The organism is Streptomyces sp. NPDC058678 (assembly GCF_042714835.1).
GTDB lineage: Bacteria > Actinomycetota > Actinomycetes > Streptomycetales > Streptomycetaceae > Streptomyces.
In genome coordinates, this window is sequence record NZ_JBHXSG010000020.1 from 131,210 (window position 1) to 146,922 (window position 15,713).

General features: G+C 67.2%; 17 protein-coding genes and 1 pseudogene. 7 read left to right on the plus strand and 11 right to left on the minus strand.

The features are described 5' to 3' along the window. Positions 1–215: 215 nt before the first annotated feature. Positions 216–581 (minus strand): winged helix-turn-helix transcriptional regulator, encoded by a 366-nt coding sequence (locus ACFWWR_RS20110; protein ID WP_384304517.1) that lies wholly within the window; start codon positions 579–581, stop codon positions 216–218. Between the two features lie 130 nt (positions 582–711). Between ACFWWR_RS20110 and ACFWWR_RS20115 the strand changes: the two genes are divergently transcribed. Next, positions 712–1,365 carry an FMN-dependent NADH-azoreductase gene (locus ACFWWR_RS20115; protein WP_384304519.1) on the plus strand — a complete coding sequence of 218 codons (654 nt, stop codon included), beginning with the start codon at positions 712–714 and terminating at the stop codon, positions 1,363–1,365. Between the two features lie 228 nt (positions 1,366–1,593). Beyond that, entirely contained in the window at positions 1,594–2,214 is a 621-nt protein-coding gene (locus ACFWWR_RS20120; RefSeq protein WP_384304522.1) for a TetR/AcrR family transcriptional regulator, read from the plus strand. A 357-nt stretch (positions 2,215–2,571) separates the two neighbouring features. On the opposite strand, the gene ACFWWR_RS20125 is transcribed toward ACFWWR_RS20120, so the two are convergent. Genes ACFWWR_RS20125 through ACFWWR_RS20135 form a run of 3 tightly spaced genes read right to left on the minus strand, consistent with a single transcriptional unit; the run spans position 2,572 to position 4,676 of the window. Beyond that, entirely contained in the window at positions 2,572–4,023 is a 1,452-nt protein-coding gene (locus tag ACFWWR_RS20125) for a ThiF family adenylyltransferase (RefSeq protein ID WP_384304525.1), read from the minus strand. After that, positions 4,005–4,373, minus strand: coding sequence for a hypothetical protein (locus ACFWWR_RS20130; protein ID WP_384304527.1), 369 nt, complete (start codon positions 4,371–4,373; stop codon positions 4,005–4,007). The genes ACFWWR_RS20125 and ACFWWR_RS20130 overlap by 19 nt, the downstream gene beginning before the upstream one ends. Positions 4,374–4,397: 24 nt before the next feature. Beyond that, the gene (locus ACFWWR_RS20135) at positions 4,398–4,676 is read right to left on the minus strand and encodes a multiubiquitin domain-containing protein (protein WP_384304530.1); all 279 of its coding nucleotides are present in this window, start codon (positions 4,674–4,676) and stop codon (positions 4,398–4,400) included. A 107-nt stretch (positions 4,677–4,783) separates the two neighbouring features. Between ACFWWR_RS20135 and ACFWWR_RS20140 the strand changes: the two genes are divergently transcribed. Both ACFWWR_RS20140 and ACFWWR_RS20145 read left to right on the plus strand, forming a co-directional pair. Further along, on the plus strand, positions 4,784–5,143 hold the full coding sequence (locus tag ACFWWR_RS20140) for a helix-turn-helix domain-containing protein (protein WP_384304533.1): 360 nt from the start codon (positions 4,784–4,786) through the stop codon (positions 5,141–5,143). Positions 5,144–5,149: 6 nt separating this feature from the next. Further along, positions 5,150–5,722 carry an ImmA/IrrE family metallo-endopeptidase gene (locus ACFWWR_RS20145; protein WP_384304536.1) on the plus strand — a complete coding sequence of 191 codons (573 nt, stop codon included), beginning with the start codon at positions 5,150–5,152 and terminating at the stop codon, positions 5,720–5,722. Positions 5,723–6,141: 419 nt separating this feature from the next. Here the strand turns inward: ACFWWR_RS20145 and ACFWWR_RS20150 are convergent, their stop codons facing one another. After that, a complete protein-coding gene (locus ACFWWR_RS20150; protein ID WP_384304539.1) occupies positions 6,142–6,603 on the minus strand; it encodes a hypothetical protein in 462 nt (153 codons plus the stop codon). 85 nt (positions 6,604–6,688) lie between these two features. Then, the gene (locus tag ACFWWR_RS20155) at positions 6,689–7,141 is read right to left on the minus strand and encodes a hypothetical protein (protein ID WP_384304542.1); all 453 of its coding nucleotides are present in this window, start codon (positions 7,139–7,141) and stop codon (positions 6,689–6,691) included. Between the two features lie 166 nt (positions 7,142–7,307). Here ACFWWR_RS20155 and ACFWWR_RS20160 point away from each other — a divergent pair, with 166 nt between their 5' ends. Together ACFWWR_RS20160 and ACFWWR_RS20165 are read left to right on the plus strand one after the other, a co-directional pair. Then, a complete protein-coding gene (locus ACFWWR_RS20160; RefSeq protein WP_384304545.1) occupies positions 7,308–8,393 on the plus strand; it encodes a TniQ family protein in 1,086 nt (361 codons plus the stop codon). Between the two features lie 84 nt (positions 8,394–8,477). After that, positions 8,478–9,059, plus strand: a pseudogene (locus ACFWWR_RS20165) (3'-5' exonuclease); the annotation flags it as partial. Positions 9,060–9,467: 408 nt separating this feature from the next. Here ACFWWR_RS20165 and ACFWWR_RS20170 read toward each other — a convergent pair. The 3 genes from ACFWWR_RS20170 to ACFWWR_RS20180 all read right to left on the minus strand — a co-directional run bounded on the left by ACFWWR_RS20170 (position 9,468) and on the right by ACFWWR_RS20180 (position 13,247). Then, positions 9,468–10,808, minus strand: coding sequence for a DUF3500 domain-containing protein (locus tag ACFWWR_RS20170; RefSeq protein ID WP_384304548.1), 1,341 nt, complete (start codon positions 10,806–10,808; stop codon positions 9,468–9,470). A gap of 241 nt (positions 10,809–11,049) precedes the next feature. After that, positions 11,050–12,513 carry a sensor histidine kinase gene (locus ACFWWR_RS20175; RefSeq protein WP_384304550.1) on the minus strand — a complete coding sequence of 488 codons (1,464 nt, stop codon included), beginning with the start codon at positions 12,511–12,513 and terminating at the stop codon, positions 11,050–11,052. Positions 12,514–12,521: 8 nt separating this feature from the next. Then, positions 12,522–13,247: a response regulator transcription factor gene (locus ACFWWR_RS20180; protein ID WP_384304554.1), complete on the minus strand. Its 726-nt coding sequence runs from the start codon at positions 13,245–13,247 to the stop codon at positions 12,522–12,524. Between the two features lie 246 nt (positions 13,248–13,493). Between ACFWWR_RS20180 and ACFWWR_RS20185 the strand changes: the two genes are divergently transcribed. After that, entirely contained in the window at positions 13,494–14,819 is a 1,326-nt protein-coding gene (locus ACFWWR_RS20185; protein WP_384304557.1) for a glycoside hydrolase family 3 N-terminal domain-containing protein, read from the plus strand. On the opposite strand, the gene ACFWWR_RS20190 is transcribed toward ACFWWR_RS20185, so the two are convergent. Continuing rightward, the gene (locus tag ACFWWR_RS20190) at positions 14,759–15,088 is read right to left on the minus strand and encodes a Dabb family protein (RefSeq protein WP_384304559.1); all 330 of its coding nucleotides are present in this window, start codon (positions 15,086–15,088) and stop codon (positions 14,759–14,761) included. The genes ACFWWR_RS20185 and ACFWWR_RS20190 overlap by 61 nt on opposite strands. A gap of 35 nt (positions 15,089–15,123) precedes the next feature. Continuing rightward, the coding region (locus ACFWWR_RS20195) for an SDR family oxidoreductase (RefSeq protein ID WP_384304562.1) at positions 15,124–15,713 on the minus strand (590 nt) is incomplete at its 5' end.

Consider the following 15,713-nt stretch of genomic DNA (forward strand, 5'->3'; position numbering starts at 1 on the left):
CGCACCCGCACGAACATCAACTCGTGCCGACCGTACAGCGGGTGGCCGAAACGCGTCAGACCCTGTGGACAACTCCACAACTGTGGAAAACGCCGAGCCCGCAGCGCGCCGACACCACACCGGCCGGCACCACACCGCCCGACGCCACACCGGCACCACACCCGCCCCGCCGGCACCACACCGGCACCACTGCGCCCCGCACCGGCAGGACGCCATCAGCATCCCGTCGGCCGCTCCCCCTCCGGCAGATGCTCCTTCGCCCAGTCCCCGAGCAGTCGCAGCGCCGGAGCCAGCGCGGCCCCGGCCGCCGTCAGCCGGTACGACACCCGCAGCGGCGGTCCCTCGTCGACCTCGCGCACCACCAGGCGCGCCGCACCGAGTTCGGTGAGGCGGTCGGAGAGCATGCGCTCGCTGATGCCGGGAACGGCCCGGCGCAGGTCGACGAAGTACGCGGGTCCGCCGTTGACGAGGACGGACACGATCGGGCCTGTCCACCGCTTACCGAGCAGTTGGAAGACGCGCGTGATGCCGTCGTCGACCTGCTTGCACGCCGCCAGGTCATGAGTCCGCTCGACCGCCATGCCCTCAGGGTACTGCCTTTCCGCATGTAGGTGAAAAAAAGTAAGTGACTGTGTTATCCATAGTCGAGTACGAATCAGCAGCCCGCGGAACGAGCGTCCCGTGGGCTTTCCCACCGCCCCTGGAGACCCCATGGCCACGCTCCTGCACATCGACTCCTCCGTCTTCCCCGCCGGCGCCTCCACGTCCCGTGCCGTGACGGACGCGTTCCGCAAGGCCTGGGAGGAGCAGCACCCCGAGGGCACGGTGATCTACCGCGACCTCGCCGCGAACCCCGTCCCGCACATCACCGCCGACGCCCACACCGCCGGCTTCGCCGACCCCGCCGCGCACAGCCCGGAGCAGGCGGACGCCTTCGCCGCGCGCGTGCAGCTGATCGAGGAACTGGAGCAGGCGGACGCGGTGCTGATCGGCGCCCCGATGTACAACTTCTCGATCCCGTCGACCCTCAAGGCCTGGCTCGACAACGTGGTCCTCATCGGCCGCACCGCCATGACCGAGGACTCGAAGGTCAAGGGCACCCCGGTCACCGTCGTCGCCAGCCGCGGCGGCTCGTACGCGCCGGGCACCCCGCGCGAGGGCTACGAGTACGTGCAGACCTACCTGAAGGCGATCTTCACCGACACCCTCGCCGTGGACCTGCACTTCATCGTCCCGGAGCTCACGATGGCCCCGCACAACCCGGCGATGACCGAGCTGGTCCCCCTCTTCGAGGCCTCCCGCGAGCGCGCCCTCCAGGACGCGTCCGCCAAGGCCAAGGAAGTGGCCGAGCGCCTCGCGGCGTAGGCCTGCGGGCCGGGAGGGGGGCGGGACACCTCCCCCACCCGGCCGCTCGCCAGGACTGCTTCACGAATGGCAAGAACAAGAACCGCAACCCCGAGGGCCACCCCGGCCAAGAGACTCGGACAGGCCGCCTCAACCGGCCGACCAGGCAGCCCGCCCACCCTGAGCCCCTCCCGTCCCCGGCCCTCCTCCGTGTGCAAGTCTTCGCCGGAGCAACATGAGGAGCACGCGATGACCGAGAGCGCGAAGGCGGCGCCCCGCCGGCGGCACGCGCAGGCGAACCGGCGACGCATTCTGGACGCGGCACGCGAGACGCTGAGCGCGGACCCGGAAACGACCATCGACGACATCGCCCGCGCCGCAGGCGTCGCCCGCCGCACCCTCTACGGCCACTTCGCCAGCCGGGAGGAACTCGTCAACGCCCTGGCCGACGACGCGGTGGAGTCGCTCCGGCAGGCGTTCGTCGAGGAGCGCAACCCCGCCGAGCCCTCCGATCTGGCCCTGGCCCGCTACATCCTGGCCGTCTGGGGCATCGGCGACCGCTTCCGCATGCTGATCGCGCTCGGCCGCCGAGACCTCGACGGCGACATCCGCGGCGCCCTGACCCCCGTACGGGACCTGGCCGGTGAGCTGCTCGCGCAGGGACAGCGGGACGGGGTGTTCGCCGACCATCTGCCCGCGCCGGTGCTGGCCCACGTACTGGAGTCGGTCGTCGTCTCGATGCTGGAGTCGGTGAACGACGAGACCTGGGAGATCTCCGCCCCCGCCGCCGCCACGACCGTCCTGCTCGCCGCCGGAAGGACACGCCCCGAGGCGGAAGCCGTCCTACGAAACCTGCGCACCAACGGCTGAGGCCGGACCCAGCACTGACCGGTCGTCGATCCCGATCGCGACCGCGAGAGACCGTGAGATACCTCACCGCGGGACCCTCGCCACCACAACGAGAAACGGGTCCTCACCGTGACTTTCGTCACTGGTGAAGACCCGTTCATCGGTTCTTCGCTGTGGGGAACCGACGAAATGGGCTGGTCAGCAGTAATGCAGACCGCCCAAAGATCGTTTCCCGCGACGATGATGATCGTTTCCCACCGCGCAGGTGGCGACGTCGACCGGGTCAGACTGCGCCGGCCTGCACGACCGCGCCCACGATCATCGTCGCCCCCTGCCCACACTCGTCGCTTGCAACGACCGGCTTGTGAGCAATGCCACCTACTTGGTTGGCAGCGGGGTGTTGTGCCCTTGGCCTAGGCGGCCCGTATCCGAGCACTCAGTACAGTCCGCCCCAACCCGGGGAACGTCGCATCGGACGCGTTGAGGTGCGGTCGACACCAGGGGGTGGAATCGGCGCCAGCGCGGCTCATAGGTGGTGGGCAGAAGGCCAGTCACGGCGTGCAGGTAGTCGTCGACTGCGTGGGCCGCAGCGACTGCATTGAGGCTGATGACGCTGGGAGCGTGGACGGCTTCATCCTGGACATACCGCTGCTGGCGAAGCTGTTCAGCCGTAAGAGCCTCTTCCTGAAGCTTGGCCGGACTGAGCAATTCGTTACACCAGAGGCATCCGAACCCGGGGGCGACCGGCCGCACAACGCTGAAGACGTCGGTAACAACTCCTCCGGGTCCGACCTGGACTTTCGCGCCGACCTGTACGCCAGGGATCAGGTACTGGTGGATGAGTGCGTTGACAACGAGTCGCGCCTGCATCGAGTCGGCGGCAAGAAAGATGTAGTCGCAGTCGACGAGGCTCGTGGCAATCGCGTTCTGCGTGACGTCCGCCTGCAGCGCGCGGACGCGGATGCGGCCGTTTGCCTGACATGCCACGCGACGGGCCACTTTCACTTTCGGAGTGGCGTACCTGTGCCCCAGGACCCGGAGCCATCTCGGCCTGGCAAGGTCGGTCATCCACGAGTGGGCGTCGCGGGCCCGGGCTCCGGCAAGGCGGGGCAGGTTGGACCGCTCCACCCGGTCGGGATCAACGATCACGACCTCGCCGATTCCGAGGCGGGCAAGGTACTCGATGACGAGGGAGCCTGCCCCTCCGGCACCGATGACGGCCACTTTTTGCGCTGCGAGGATGGCCTGCCCCCGGTCCCCGAAGACGCGGCTCTGACGGTCGTACGTTGGATCTGAGGTCGGAGAAGGCGGGGGTTCAGGGTGCAGGTTCTTGATCGGCCATCCAGTGATCACACCCCGCTCGAGTTCCGCACGCCCGCCGTCGGGCAACCACAGGTCTCCCGCGACCGCATCGGTGGCGAAGACCAGGCCTCCAGCCGGAGTCGAGCCGAGGATGTCGCGCAGGGCGGGGTAGCCGCGTTCGTGAGATGCGAGGTCTGTGCCGGAGAAGCCCACGCGTGTGGTTCCGCCGTGGCAGTGAATGGCCAGGTAGGCGAGCCCTTGAGTTCGACAGTCTCGGACGCGGTCACGTACGAACGTGGCGGTCAACATTCGGTAGCCGCGTTGTCCAGCCACATAGTCGACACCGTCCTCGGCCAGGTACAGCCTGCGTGCGAGCAGGCGGGTACCGCGAGCAGTGGTGACGACGCTCGCTCCTATCACAGCGCCGTGCTCATCGCCGTCGCCGGGGAACAGGTGCTCGCGGAGTGTGGCCGCCATGGCGGCAGGCATGCGCAGCGTCCAGGGGCCGGTCATCGCGTGCGGAGCCATGTCAGCACCTTGTGGAGTTTGAGGACGGCGGTGTCGGTGGCGGGGTTCAGTCGGTTGGAACGCCTGGAGATCTGCACTGCGGGACGATCCTCGAAGACGGTCGCGGTCATGGCCTCTCCAAGGGGAGCGTCGTCGACACGAGCGAGGTCCCCGCGTACGAAGTGGGGGTAGACGTCCGAGTACGGGTACTGGAACGTGATCCGGAAACCGATCCAGGTGGATCTCTGCTGGTACTGCGCGCCGGGATCGACGTTCTCGACCAAGACGACTGCGCCGCCGTCCGACTCTTCCCGGACGCGGACTGCTGCGTCCGGGAAGGCGGCGCGCACCTCGTCGATCGCCTTACTCACCGCGGGAGTCATGCTGTGACGTCGTTAGGAGTTGTCGTCGCCGGCGACGGCGGTGAAGACGGAGTTCTTGTTCACCGTCACCACATCGGTGTCGCCGACGATGCGGGTTTCGCCTGACGGCAGCTCCTGGGAGAGCTGGAAGTCCGGCTCGATCTGCACGCCCTGGGCGATGGCGGCCTCCTTGATCTGCAGGCCGGTGACTCTCGGGCCGGTGACCTCTACGGCCTTGTTGTTGACCGTGATGGTGACCGTGTGTCCCTTGCCCGGTGTCTGCGGATCTGCCTGCTCTACTGTGCTGCTCATACTCAACGCTCCTTGATCAAAATTGCACCATCGGCGTTCGATTGCTAGAGTCGAACAGTATCAACATAGACGCTCGATTGCGATATTGCAATCGGCAGGAGACTCCAATGGGTAAAAAGGGATGGTTCGATGCTGAGGGCTTCTATGCGGCCCTGGACGCCGCACGGGTCGCACGAGGGCTCAACTGGAAGCAGGTGGCTGCGGGTTCAGGGGTGAGCGCTTCTACCCTGACCCGGATGGCCCAGGGCAAACGACCGGACGTGGATGGGCTCGCGGCACTGTGCGCGTGGTCTGGTCTCGACGCGGACGACTTCGTCCGTTCCGAGGACGAGGACCGGCCGGCGGCGGAGCCGCTGGCAATGATCTCCACGTACCTCCGCAGCGACCGCAACCTCTCCCCGGAGTCGGCCGCCGCGCTGGAGGAAATCATCAAGATCACTTACGAACGGCTGCGTCAAAAGGACTAAGGCACCATGGCGTATCGACGGGGCTTCAAGACCGAAGCCAACTCTCTCGCCCTCGAAGTTCGGTCAGAGCTCCACCTCGGAGCTCTCGACCGTCTCGACCCCTTCGTCCTCGCAGATCACTTGGCGATACCCGTCATCCCGCTCTCCACCATGGCCCCAACGTCACGCGGCGCCAACCATTTGCTCAACGAGGAGCCCGACTCCTTCTCCGCGGTCACCGTCTTCGCGGGATCGAGGCGGACCATCGTGCACAACGACGGCCACTCCAACGGCAGGATCAGCAGCAACATCACTCACGAAGCCTCACACGGCCTCCTTCATCACCGCCCCACCCCGGCATTGGACGACCGCGGTTGCCGTCTCTGGGATCAGGACATCGAGGATGAAGCACAGTTCCTCGCCGGGGCCCTGCTCGTCCCGGAGGACGCGACCCTCGCCATCGCAAGGGGACGTTTCACAAAGCCCGAAGCCGCAGCACGCTTCGGCGTCAGCGAGAAGATGATCCAGTACCGCCTGAACATGACCGGCGCCGTCGGACGAGTCGACCGCGCCCGCAGAGCGGGCTACCGATCCCGATGAGAACAAGCTGACCAACCGCGTTCAGCATTGATCCGGAGACAATGGTCTGCGCATGTCGCGAACAGGCCACGGTCCCGTTGAGGGCACCGTCTCAACGGCCCTGGCCTCCACCAACTGAAGGCAGGCCCTTGGTTGTCCCGTAACCCTCAAGGGAGCAACTTCTAGACGAGGCTGCCCGCACGATGTGCATCTGGGACGCCGCGTGGGACCAGTGGAGCGCCCAAGACCGAATCGCGCCCTGGCTGCGTCTCTGTCGGGCCAGGCAGCGCAACTCATTGCAGCGGTTCTACGTGATCACCCGCGCTCTGCGCGGCACTTCTCCGGCTTGGCGCAAGACGGAACCGTGGACCTTGGCATTCGCGAGGCGATTCGCTTGGCTGTGGAGACGCAACAGCCTTAAGTACCGCCGACCGAACACGTCATCCCGTGATCCTCCGAGCCGCCGCCCCGGTGATCTCTCCAGGGCTGTAGGTCCGCAGCAGCTCGTTCAGCGAGCACTCCAGCTGTGCTCGGCGGGTGGACCGGTCACGGGCCAGTGCTTGCGCGATTGCTTCCTGGAGGTACTCCTCCGGGGTCTTCTGCTCGACTGCCGCGCAGTTCCGGATCCGCTCGTGAAGTTCCTCGCTCATCGGGATGCTCATGAGGTACTTGCCGTCAGGACCTGGGAACAGGCCGCAGAGCACGTCGATGGGGAGCACGTCCGCCAGTCGCTTCCAGATCTTTCTTATGGCTCTGCCTTCGTTCTTGGCTGACACAAGGACGACGAGCCGTTTCCGGTCGTCGGCAGCCGCCATGAGCAGGGCGCTTTCCTGCTGTGCGGCCCTCAACTCCACGGCGTCGATGGAGCGGGTCAGGGTGATCTCGATGGCGTGCACGGTCACTGTTCGTACTCCTGCGGTGGGTTCGGGTGGTCCGAGACGTTGGGTCCAGCGGGCTCAGTCCCCGGGCATGCCGAGGCCGGGACTCTCACTCGAGCGAGACCTCTCCGTCCGGGAGCCACCCGTCCCAGTAGCCGTCCATGAAGTCGAGCAATTCTGCGGGCTCGACCATCACTTGGGCTGACCGCAGCTCGGTCGTCGTCCACCACTGGGCTTCCGGGGCGAGCGCGAAGCGGACGTACGGCGACCAGCTTTCTGCCGCAGGGCGCACGACGACGACGTACTGGACGCCCTCCGGTGCGTCTCTGCGGGAGAGCCGGCCGATGAGGGGCGGGATACGAAGCGCGGGGAGATGAACGTCGCGGCGCAGATGCCGGGTTGCCGCGCGGCGGATGGTCTCACCGGGGCGCATGGGGATGGTGGGCAGGGTCCAGCAGTCTTCGCTGTCGGGCGTGGACGGGATGAGGAGAAGCAGGCGTTTCCGGGAATCGATGATGACGGGACGTACGACGTCACAGCCGTCCGAGTGGGCATCGTCCATGCGTCAACCATCCCGTAATGTTATTCGAATAACACTCCCACGCATCCGGATGGGTGACACTCGACGGACCGGGCTTCGTAAACGCGGGCATTTTTGAATCACCCACATCGGTGGTCCGCTCACAAGCCACGGTTCGTCAGGGTGCACCTGTCGCAGGATTCGCCTCGTGAGTACTGCGAAGAAGACGGCGCAGAAGCGTGGCCAACCGCGCCGCACCCTGGCCGGCCCGGTGGTTCAGCCGATTCCCGGGGAGTCCCTGACCAGCTGGGTCGGTGCGCTCGCCCACCAACAGGGTTTCGAGATGAAGCCGCTTCTCCGGGAGCTTTACCTCGATCGGCTCGGCGGCCTCTCTGGGGCCGAACTTCGTTTGTCCGATCCCGTCGTTCGGCGTATGGAGAAGCTGACCGGGATCGACACCGAACGCCTGCACGCGATGACCCTGGGCCGCTACGCCGGCAACGCCCTACCGCATCTGCCGTTGTTCTCGACCGACGGTGTGGCGGTTCAGCAATGGCACAAGGGGGCGTGGTTCCACCACTCGCAGGCACGTTGGTGCCCGAAGTGTCTGCGGGGCGACGACGGTCCGCGCTGGCTTCTGCGGTGGAAACTTCCCTGGTCGTTCGCGTGCGTTGACCACGCTGTGTACATGGTGACGGAGTGCCAGGCCTGCTGGGACACAGTCCAGTTCCGGCATGACGCGCCGCCCGAGCGAATCTGTGAGAACTGGACCGACGAGGGTGAGTGGAGTTACGACCTCGGGGAACCTTGCGGCTTCCCGCTGAGCATGTGCCAGCCGGTGCCGGTGAGTGACGACTCCGTTCTGGTCTTGCAGGCCCGTGTCAACGCATGGCTCGATGGGACGCCCACGCACGAGGACAGGCAGCTCGTGGCGCTGGCAGCCGTGCTGATTCCGCTCCTGTCTCCGTCGATGATCCGGCGGGGTGATCCCCTCCTGCGGTACGCCGTGCGCTCTCCCAGGGGCACCTCCACACGGCAGAGGAAGGGCAGAAGGCCATGGACCGACTCGCTGCGGGTGGCGGCCTCCGTGTGTGCCTCGGACTGGTTTCTGCGCCGCAGGTATTCGGTCGACGAAGTCGCTGACTGTATCGCCGACCTTCGGTTCCTCGACCACCGGCGTACGCCTTGGCGCATGGACGTGGCGGAGTTGGCGTACGGCCCTTCGCTCCGGCCCAACCCCTACGTTGAGCCGTTGGTGCACCGCGGGCTGATCACGCTCGGCGGCTGGCTCTGACGACACCTTCCGCACGTAGAGGTGCGATTTCTCGGGGAAACGGCAAAAAAGCTGCCGGAATTCAGGGTCAACGACACGATCTCCACGAAAATCGGCCTGGTCAGCTCTCCGGACGCCGTGCTGTGCCGTACCAACATCGGGGCCATGACGGAGGTCATGAGACTGCTCTCGAGCGGCCACCGCGTCGCCCTGGCTCGGGGAGGCCAAACGCTCGTTGCGCTGGCTCTTGCTGCCCGGGACCTCAAGGGCGGACGGCGCACGTCACACCCCGAACTGGTGCTCTTCGCCTCGTGGGGCGAGTTGCAGGACTACGCCGAGCACGATCCGGCCGGTCGTGACCTGCAGCCGTTCGTGGAACTCGTCGACACCTACGGCCCAGAGGCCATCATCGCTGCGGTCGATGCGCTGACCGACGAGAGCCAGGCCGACGTCACCGTCTCCACCGCTCACAAGGCCAAAGGCCGAGAATGGCCCAAAGTAAAGTTCGCCGATGATTTCCCGCCGCCCCCAGACACCGACGACCTCGACGACCTGGGCCGTCCAATCCCAGAACCCGTGAATACAACCGATGCGCGCCTCGCATATGTAGCCGTCACGCGCGCCCGCTGTCACCTCGACCTCGGAGGGCTCTCGTGGATTGAGAACCATCCAGCTCCCATGATCTGAAGCGAGGGCCCCAGCAGCATCCTGGGCAAGTGGCACCGATGCTGGTCCACCGACCATGGAAAACGTCTGGCTGCGCCTGGCGTGCATGGCGTCCGGCTTGGAGTTTGCGCACATTGCTCGGGCCGCAGTCCGGGGAACTGGTCACGACGGCTAGGGCAATAAATCGCCATCGATGATGCGAGGGTGATGAGGCACCGACTTCTGAGGCCACAGAACCCGGCCTACCTGCACCGTCGGCGCGAACTGGCAGTGGATGCAGTTCTCGGCGATGTGGTGGCTGCGCTGGCTGCGTGCCAGAGCCAGCGGATCGCTGCGCGGTCCCAACTGCACGGGGGCCTCTCAGTACCGGCACAGCACGTGGCCCCTCCACAAGAACATGAAGGGGCCGCGAGATGACGGGATGTCAGGTCACCTGTGATGGGGTGACGTCAGATAGTGCTGCCTGAGGAGCTCCCTTCCGTAGTCGTTGCCGTTGGGGGTTCGGATGATCGAGTGGACGTGCAGCTGGGTCGGGGAGCCGCCCTGGGTCGCGCCGTACGCGCCTGCCAGCGGTCCCGGTCCCTGGCAGTCAACCTCGACCCAGACGACAGGGCTGTGCACGCGGACGTAGAAGGCGTCATCGTCGCCGGTGCCGCCTGCCCAGGTGACGTATGTGTCGTTGAGGTGCTTGCGGACCTCCGCCATCCGCGCCTTCGCGACGTCGGCCTTGGCGCGGCCGGCGAACGCCTCGACGATGCCGAGCAGCTTCTTCTTCTGGGCGGCAGTCAGCTTGCTGCAGCGCAGGCCTGTGTACGCCTGGACCACGTTGTCGGAGAAGGCGCCCGCCTTCATCGACTCGTTCGACTTGGTCGAGGACTCTATGGCGACGGCCTGCTGGGCCTCGGTGAGGGAGTTGATGAAGGCGAGGCTCGCGACGACCTCCTCGTGGCAGACGGTGACGGTCTCGCCGTCGATCTCCATGGAGGTCGGCTCGGAGCCCCAGAAGCAGGGGCTCATGACGACCTGGTCGCCGAGGACGAAGTAGTTGATGACCAGGTGGTGGCCGTCGAACTGGAAGCCCCAGGGCTCGCTGTCGGACGGGGTGCCCATCACGGTCCAGTAGAAGGCGTCCTCATTGAAGGCGTTCGTGTTGCCGATGGCCTCGCCGGCCGCCTGGTTGATCTTTCGGATCTTTTCCGTCGTCTCCAGGCCGTCGGCGCTGAGCGCGGACTTCAACAGCGCGGTACCCAGGGCCTTCTGGTCATCCGTCAAGTCGGCGAGGGAGACGCCCTGGCGATCGTAGGAGTCGATGTTGCTCCAGAGCCGCCACTCGGTGGAGTGGACGGTGAACTGTGTCGAGGACTTCTGAGTGTCGGTGAGCCCGGCCAGGAAGGCGTTCGCGGCGGCGATCACCGGAGCGGTCTGGACGCCGGTGGAGTGGATCGTGAAGAGGTCATCGATCCGCTTGCCGTCGGTGGTGAGACCGAAGAAGTCCTCGGTGATCGATTGGGTGCCGGGACCGGCGGCGCCGCCGTCCGGGCCGCCGCTGGGCGCCCCACTGGGCGTGGCGGAGGCGGTGGCGTCGGCCGTGCCGGTGGTGTCGTCGGCCAGCGCGGCCCAGGCGCCGGCTCCGCCCATCGTTGCGACGGCCGTGGCGCCGCTGGCGAAGAAGACCTTCCGCATGAAGTTGCGGCGGCTCGCGTGAGCGCGGCGGCCGGTCTGTGACTGCGGCTCGTGCGCCGCGGACTCCCTGGTGTCAAGATCGGACATCGTCGCCGGCTCCCTTCGTCGTTGGCGCGTCCATGTCGGACGGCCGGGCGAGAACGACTCTGGCGGAGCAACCTGATTTGAAACTGAATTAGGGCTTCCAGGGGCTGGGCAACGTCGCGTGGACTGTCCTGGAACCGGGGGGTGACCTGGGTGTATGTGAGATTGCTGAGAGTTCGTGGGCGAGTATTCGCCGGGCCTTGGCGCGGTCCTGGAGCTGTTTGGGGCCCGGGCCGGGCGCGGTTCAGCCTTCTTGCGGCGGCAGCGTCTCGGAGGTGGCTGCGGGCGGTAGTTCGATCGTGAACACCGTACGGCAGGGTTCGCTCTCGACGCTGATGCGACCGTCGTGTGCCGAGGTGATGGCGGTGACGATGGCCAGTCCCAGGCCGGTTCCGCCCTCCGCGCCGGTGGTGCGGGAGCGGGAGGTGTCGGCGCGGGTGAAGCGTTCGAAGACCGTGGGGAGGAGGTCGGGTGGGATGCCGGGCCCGTCGTCGCGTACCCGGACGACGCACGACCGCTCCGTCGCCTCGACGGTGGCCGTGACCGTGGTTCCGGGCGGCGTGTGCGTACGGGCATTGGCCAGCAGGTTGGCCACCACCTGATGCAGTCGTGCCGCGTCGCCGATCACCACCGCGGGGGCGTCGAGGAACACCTCGATCTGCCACTCGTGTTCGCTGCTGCCGGCCCGCGCATCCCACATGGCCTCGGCGACCAGAGTGGTGAGATCCACCTCTGTCTGCTTGAGCGGCCGTCCCTCGTCGAGCCGGGCGAGCAGCAGCAGGTCCTCCACCAGAGCAGTCATGCGTACGGACTCGGCGGAGACACGGCGCCAGGCGAGTGCTGGTTCGATCTTGTCGGTGCCGCGGTCCATCAGGGCCGCGTAGTTGACGATGGAGGCGAGCGGTGTGCGCAACTCGTGGCTGGCGTCGGCGAGGAAGCGGCGCATGCGTTCCTCGGTGCGCTGGCGTTCGGCGAGTGAGGACTCGACGTGGTCGATCATGCGATTGAGGGCGGCGCCCACCTGTCCGGCCTCGGTCCTGGAGTCGGTGTCGCGTTCGGGCACCCGGAGGAGCCCGGTGACCTTGCCATGGCCCAGCGGGGCACGGGAGACCCCGACCGCCGTTGCGGCCACCCTGCTCAGCGGCCGGAGCTTGCGCCGGATGACGATGGCGCAGACGCACCCGGCGACGGCGAGCCCGGCGGCCGCCACACCGGCCTCGACCGCGACCAGGCCGTTGATCATGTCCTGTACATCGTCCATGGGCAGGCCGACGAGGACGGGCAGGCCCTCGCCGTCGATGGCGGTCACACGGTAGGTGCCCAAGCCGGGGACGGCCCGGGTGTGGAGGGATCCGTCCGTGGGGATGCCGTCCAGCGCGGCGACCTGGGCCGTCGTGAGAGGTTGTGGCACGGCGTCTTGGTCGACGTACTCGGCGGCGACGACATCGTCCTCGGCGTCGAGTCGGGCGGCGATCGTGCCGGCCGGCTGCCCCCGCTCGTTCAGGAACCCCAGATCCGTGGCGTCCCCCGTCCGGCGCTGGAGACCGCCCTGGCTGCGCTCGGCGGCGTCGCTGACCCGCTGGTCCAGGTTGCCCAGCAGATAAGCGCGTTGGGCGTAGATGGTCGTGAGCGCCATCGCGGCGCACACCACGGCGAGTGTGAGGCTGATGGACAGCAGCAGGCGTGTGCGCAGGGAGTGTCCGGGCATCCGGGGTCTCATCTGTCCTCCCCGGCCGGCCTGATGGTGTAGCCCATCCTGCGCAGCGTGCGGATCATCGGAGGACGGCCCTTGTCGATCTTCCTGCGCAGGTTGGAAATGTACGCCTCCACGAGGTTTCCACTGGCATCGAAGGAACTGCTCCACACGAGGTCGAGGATCTGGGCCTTGCTGAGCACTTGGCGCGGGTGGCTCATCAGCAGCCACAGCAGGTCGAACTCCTTGGCGGTCAGTTCGATGGGCGCCCCGTCGCGGTGCGCCTCCCGCGTCTTCTCGACCAGGACCAGATCCCCGACGGTCAGGACGGACTTGTCGGTCTTCGCGTCCTCGACACCGGCCCGGCGCAGCAGACCGCGCAGCCGCAGCACGACCTCCTCCAACGAGAACGGCTTCGTCACATAGTCGTCCGCACCCGCGGAGAGGCCGTCGATCCGGTGCTCCAGCGCGTCCCGGGCGGTGAGCATGAGAACGGGCAGGTGGGGATTCTCGTAGCGCAGACGCCGGAGCACCTGGACGCCGTCCAGGCCGGGCAGCATTCCATCCAGGACGACGGCGTGCGGTGCGCAGCCGCGTGCGGTGCGCAGCGCGCTCTCCCCGTCGGCCGCCACGTAGGGCCGCCAGCCCGCCTCGCTGACGGCAACGGACAGCGTCTCGACGAGCCCGGGCTCGTCATCGACGATCAGTACGCGGATCAGGTCCTCGTGGCTTCCGGAAGTGGCAGACATGTTTCGATCCTGTCGGGTTTGCCTGGAGCTTTCTGTGCCACGCCTTGGCGAGACCTGTGGATTGGCGCCCGGGGGATGACTGCCGCCGCCTCGGAAGTCTCGCCGGCCGGCTTGTGCGGGGCCGCCCCCGTGTTGCCGCAGCCCTTCGGCATGACTCCGACGCGCCGCCGGAGTGCTGACGGCACGATGGGCCTCGGGTGCGTCCTGAGGCCGCCCGGCCACCGGGGTAGTGAGGGTACCCCGCCCGTGATCACACGCCGGATGGTGGTGGGAGTGGCCGCGACCGCGCCCTACCTGAGGTCGTCGACTCCGGGGTCTGCCATGGGCAGGGCGCGTGCGCGGAGTCTGCACGTCCGGCTTGGCGGCATCCGTCGGCATGATGTGCCGTTCCTGGGCGGAGGTCCGCAAAAGGACGGCGAGGACCCGCACTTCGCCTACGGCAAGGAACAGGTCTATCCGGGCGGCTTCTTCGACTACCACCTTCAGCCGTTCAAGGCGGCCATCACCGCCGGCGCCACCCAGGTGATGCCGTACTACGGCATGCCTGTCGGCCAGGCCTACGAGGAGGTCGGATTCGACTTCAACAAGGACGTCATCACGGGCCTGCTGCGCGAGCAACTCGGCTTCGCTGGCCTCGTGGTCGCCGACTGGGGTCTGATCACGGAAAGCGACATCATGGGGGAGCCGCACCCCGCCCGCGCCTGGGGCGTCGAGCACCTCTCCCCGTCGCAGCGGCTGCTGAAGGCCCTGGACGTCGGTGTCGACCAGTTCGGCGGCGAGCACTGCACCGAGCTGGTCGTGGACCTCGTGCACGCCGGACGGTTGCCGGAGTCCCGCATCGAAATGTCCGTCGCCCGCCTGCTCGCGGAGAAGTTCCGCCTGGGGCTTTTCGATGAGCGCCGCTACGTCGACGTCGACGCGGCTGAGAACATCGTGGGCCGAGCCGACTTCCGTGCCGCCGGAGCGGACGCCCAACGCCGCTCAATCACCGTGCTCGAGGACGGCGCTTCGGGAGCCGAGCCGCTGCTGCCGCTCACCGGCCGACCTCGGCTGTGCGTCCGCAACCTCGACCCCCCTGTCGCCGCCGCCCACGCCGACCTCACCGACGACGACCTGGCAGTGCTGCGCCTGAACACCCCGTACGAACCGCGCCCCGGAGCGTTCGAGTCCTTCTTCTACGCCGGCCGCCTCGACTTCCCCGAGGATGAGTTGAAGAACCTCCTGGCGCTCCTGGACACGGTGCCGACTGTGGTCGTCATCCATCTAAAGCGCCCGGCTGTCATACCCGAGATAGCCGACCGGGCTGCAGCCCTGGTCGCATGCTTCGGGGCCGGTGACGAGGCGGTACTCGACGTCCTGTTCGGACGCGCCCTGACTCACGGGAACCTGCCGTTCCCACTTCCCCGTTCGATGAAGCAGGTCGAGCAGGGCTACCCCGACGTACGCCGGCACGTGGCAGACTCGCTCTTCCCGCTCGGCCACGGCCCGCGCTACGGTGCGGCCTCCGACGATCACCCGTGGGCGGAGCCTTCGGCGGCGGGCAGTTCGAACTGCACGGCGGCTCGCATGTGAAGGTCCTCGACGTGCGGCACGAGATACTTGTAGCCGAACTCCAGGTGTACTGGGTCGTCACGGTATTCCTCGTAGCCCTTGGCCGAGTCGAAGTACACCAGCGCCGCGATGTCGTAGTTCTCGGGCCAATCGCCGAGATCCGGCCCGACTTCGATTCTGCGGATCGACGGGACGCCGCCGAGGAGCGCGCGCCATTCGCGGACGGCCTCCTCGACGACGGACTGCGGGGTGCCTTCTTTGAACTTCCAGAGGGAGCAATGGACGATCATGGTGCGACTCCACGGCGTTGAGGCGCCTGCAAGGGTTATGCCTGCGCGGTGGGCAGGATGAACAGCTCCGCGAGGTTGACGTGGTCGGGCGCCTGAACTGCGAAGAGAACGGCATCGGCGACCTCGGAAGGGTCGATGGCCCGCAGCTCGACCGCGCTGTCGTGCAGCATCTGGCGCACGGCGGGATCGCTGGTGGAGTCGGCGAGTTCGGTGGCCACCGCGCCCGGCTGGATGGAGGTGACGCGGATGTTGTGCTTCTTGCCGACCTCCATGCGCAGGCCCTCGGAGAAGGCGGTGACGGCGTACTTGGTGGCGGAGTAGACCGTGAAGCCGGGGCCGGACGGCTTGCGTCCGGCGATGGAGGAGGTGTTGAAGATGTGGCCGGAGTGCTGCTCGATCATGTGGGGGAGCGCGGCGGCGGTGGCGTTGAGGATGCCCTTGATGTTGACGTCGACCATGCGGTCCCACTCGTCGGTCTTGAACTCGTCGATGTTGGAGACGGGCATCAGGCCGGCGTTGTTGCACAGGATGTCGAGCGAGCCGTAGGCGTCGACCAGCTTGCGGACACCGGCGTTGACGGAGTCCGCGTCGGCGACGTCCATCTCCAGGACGAGGGCCTGGCCGC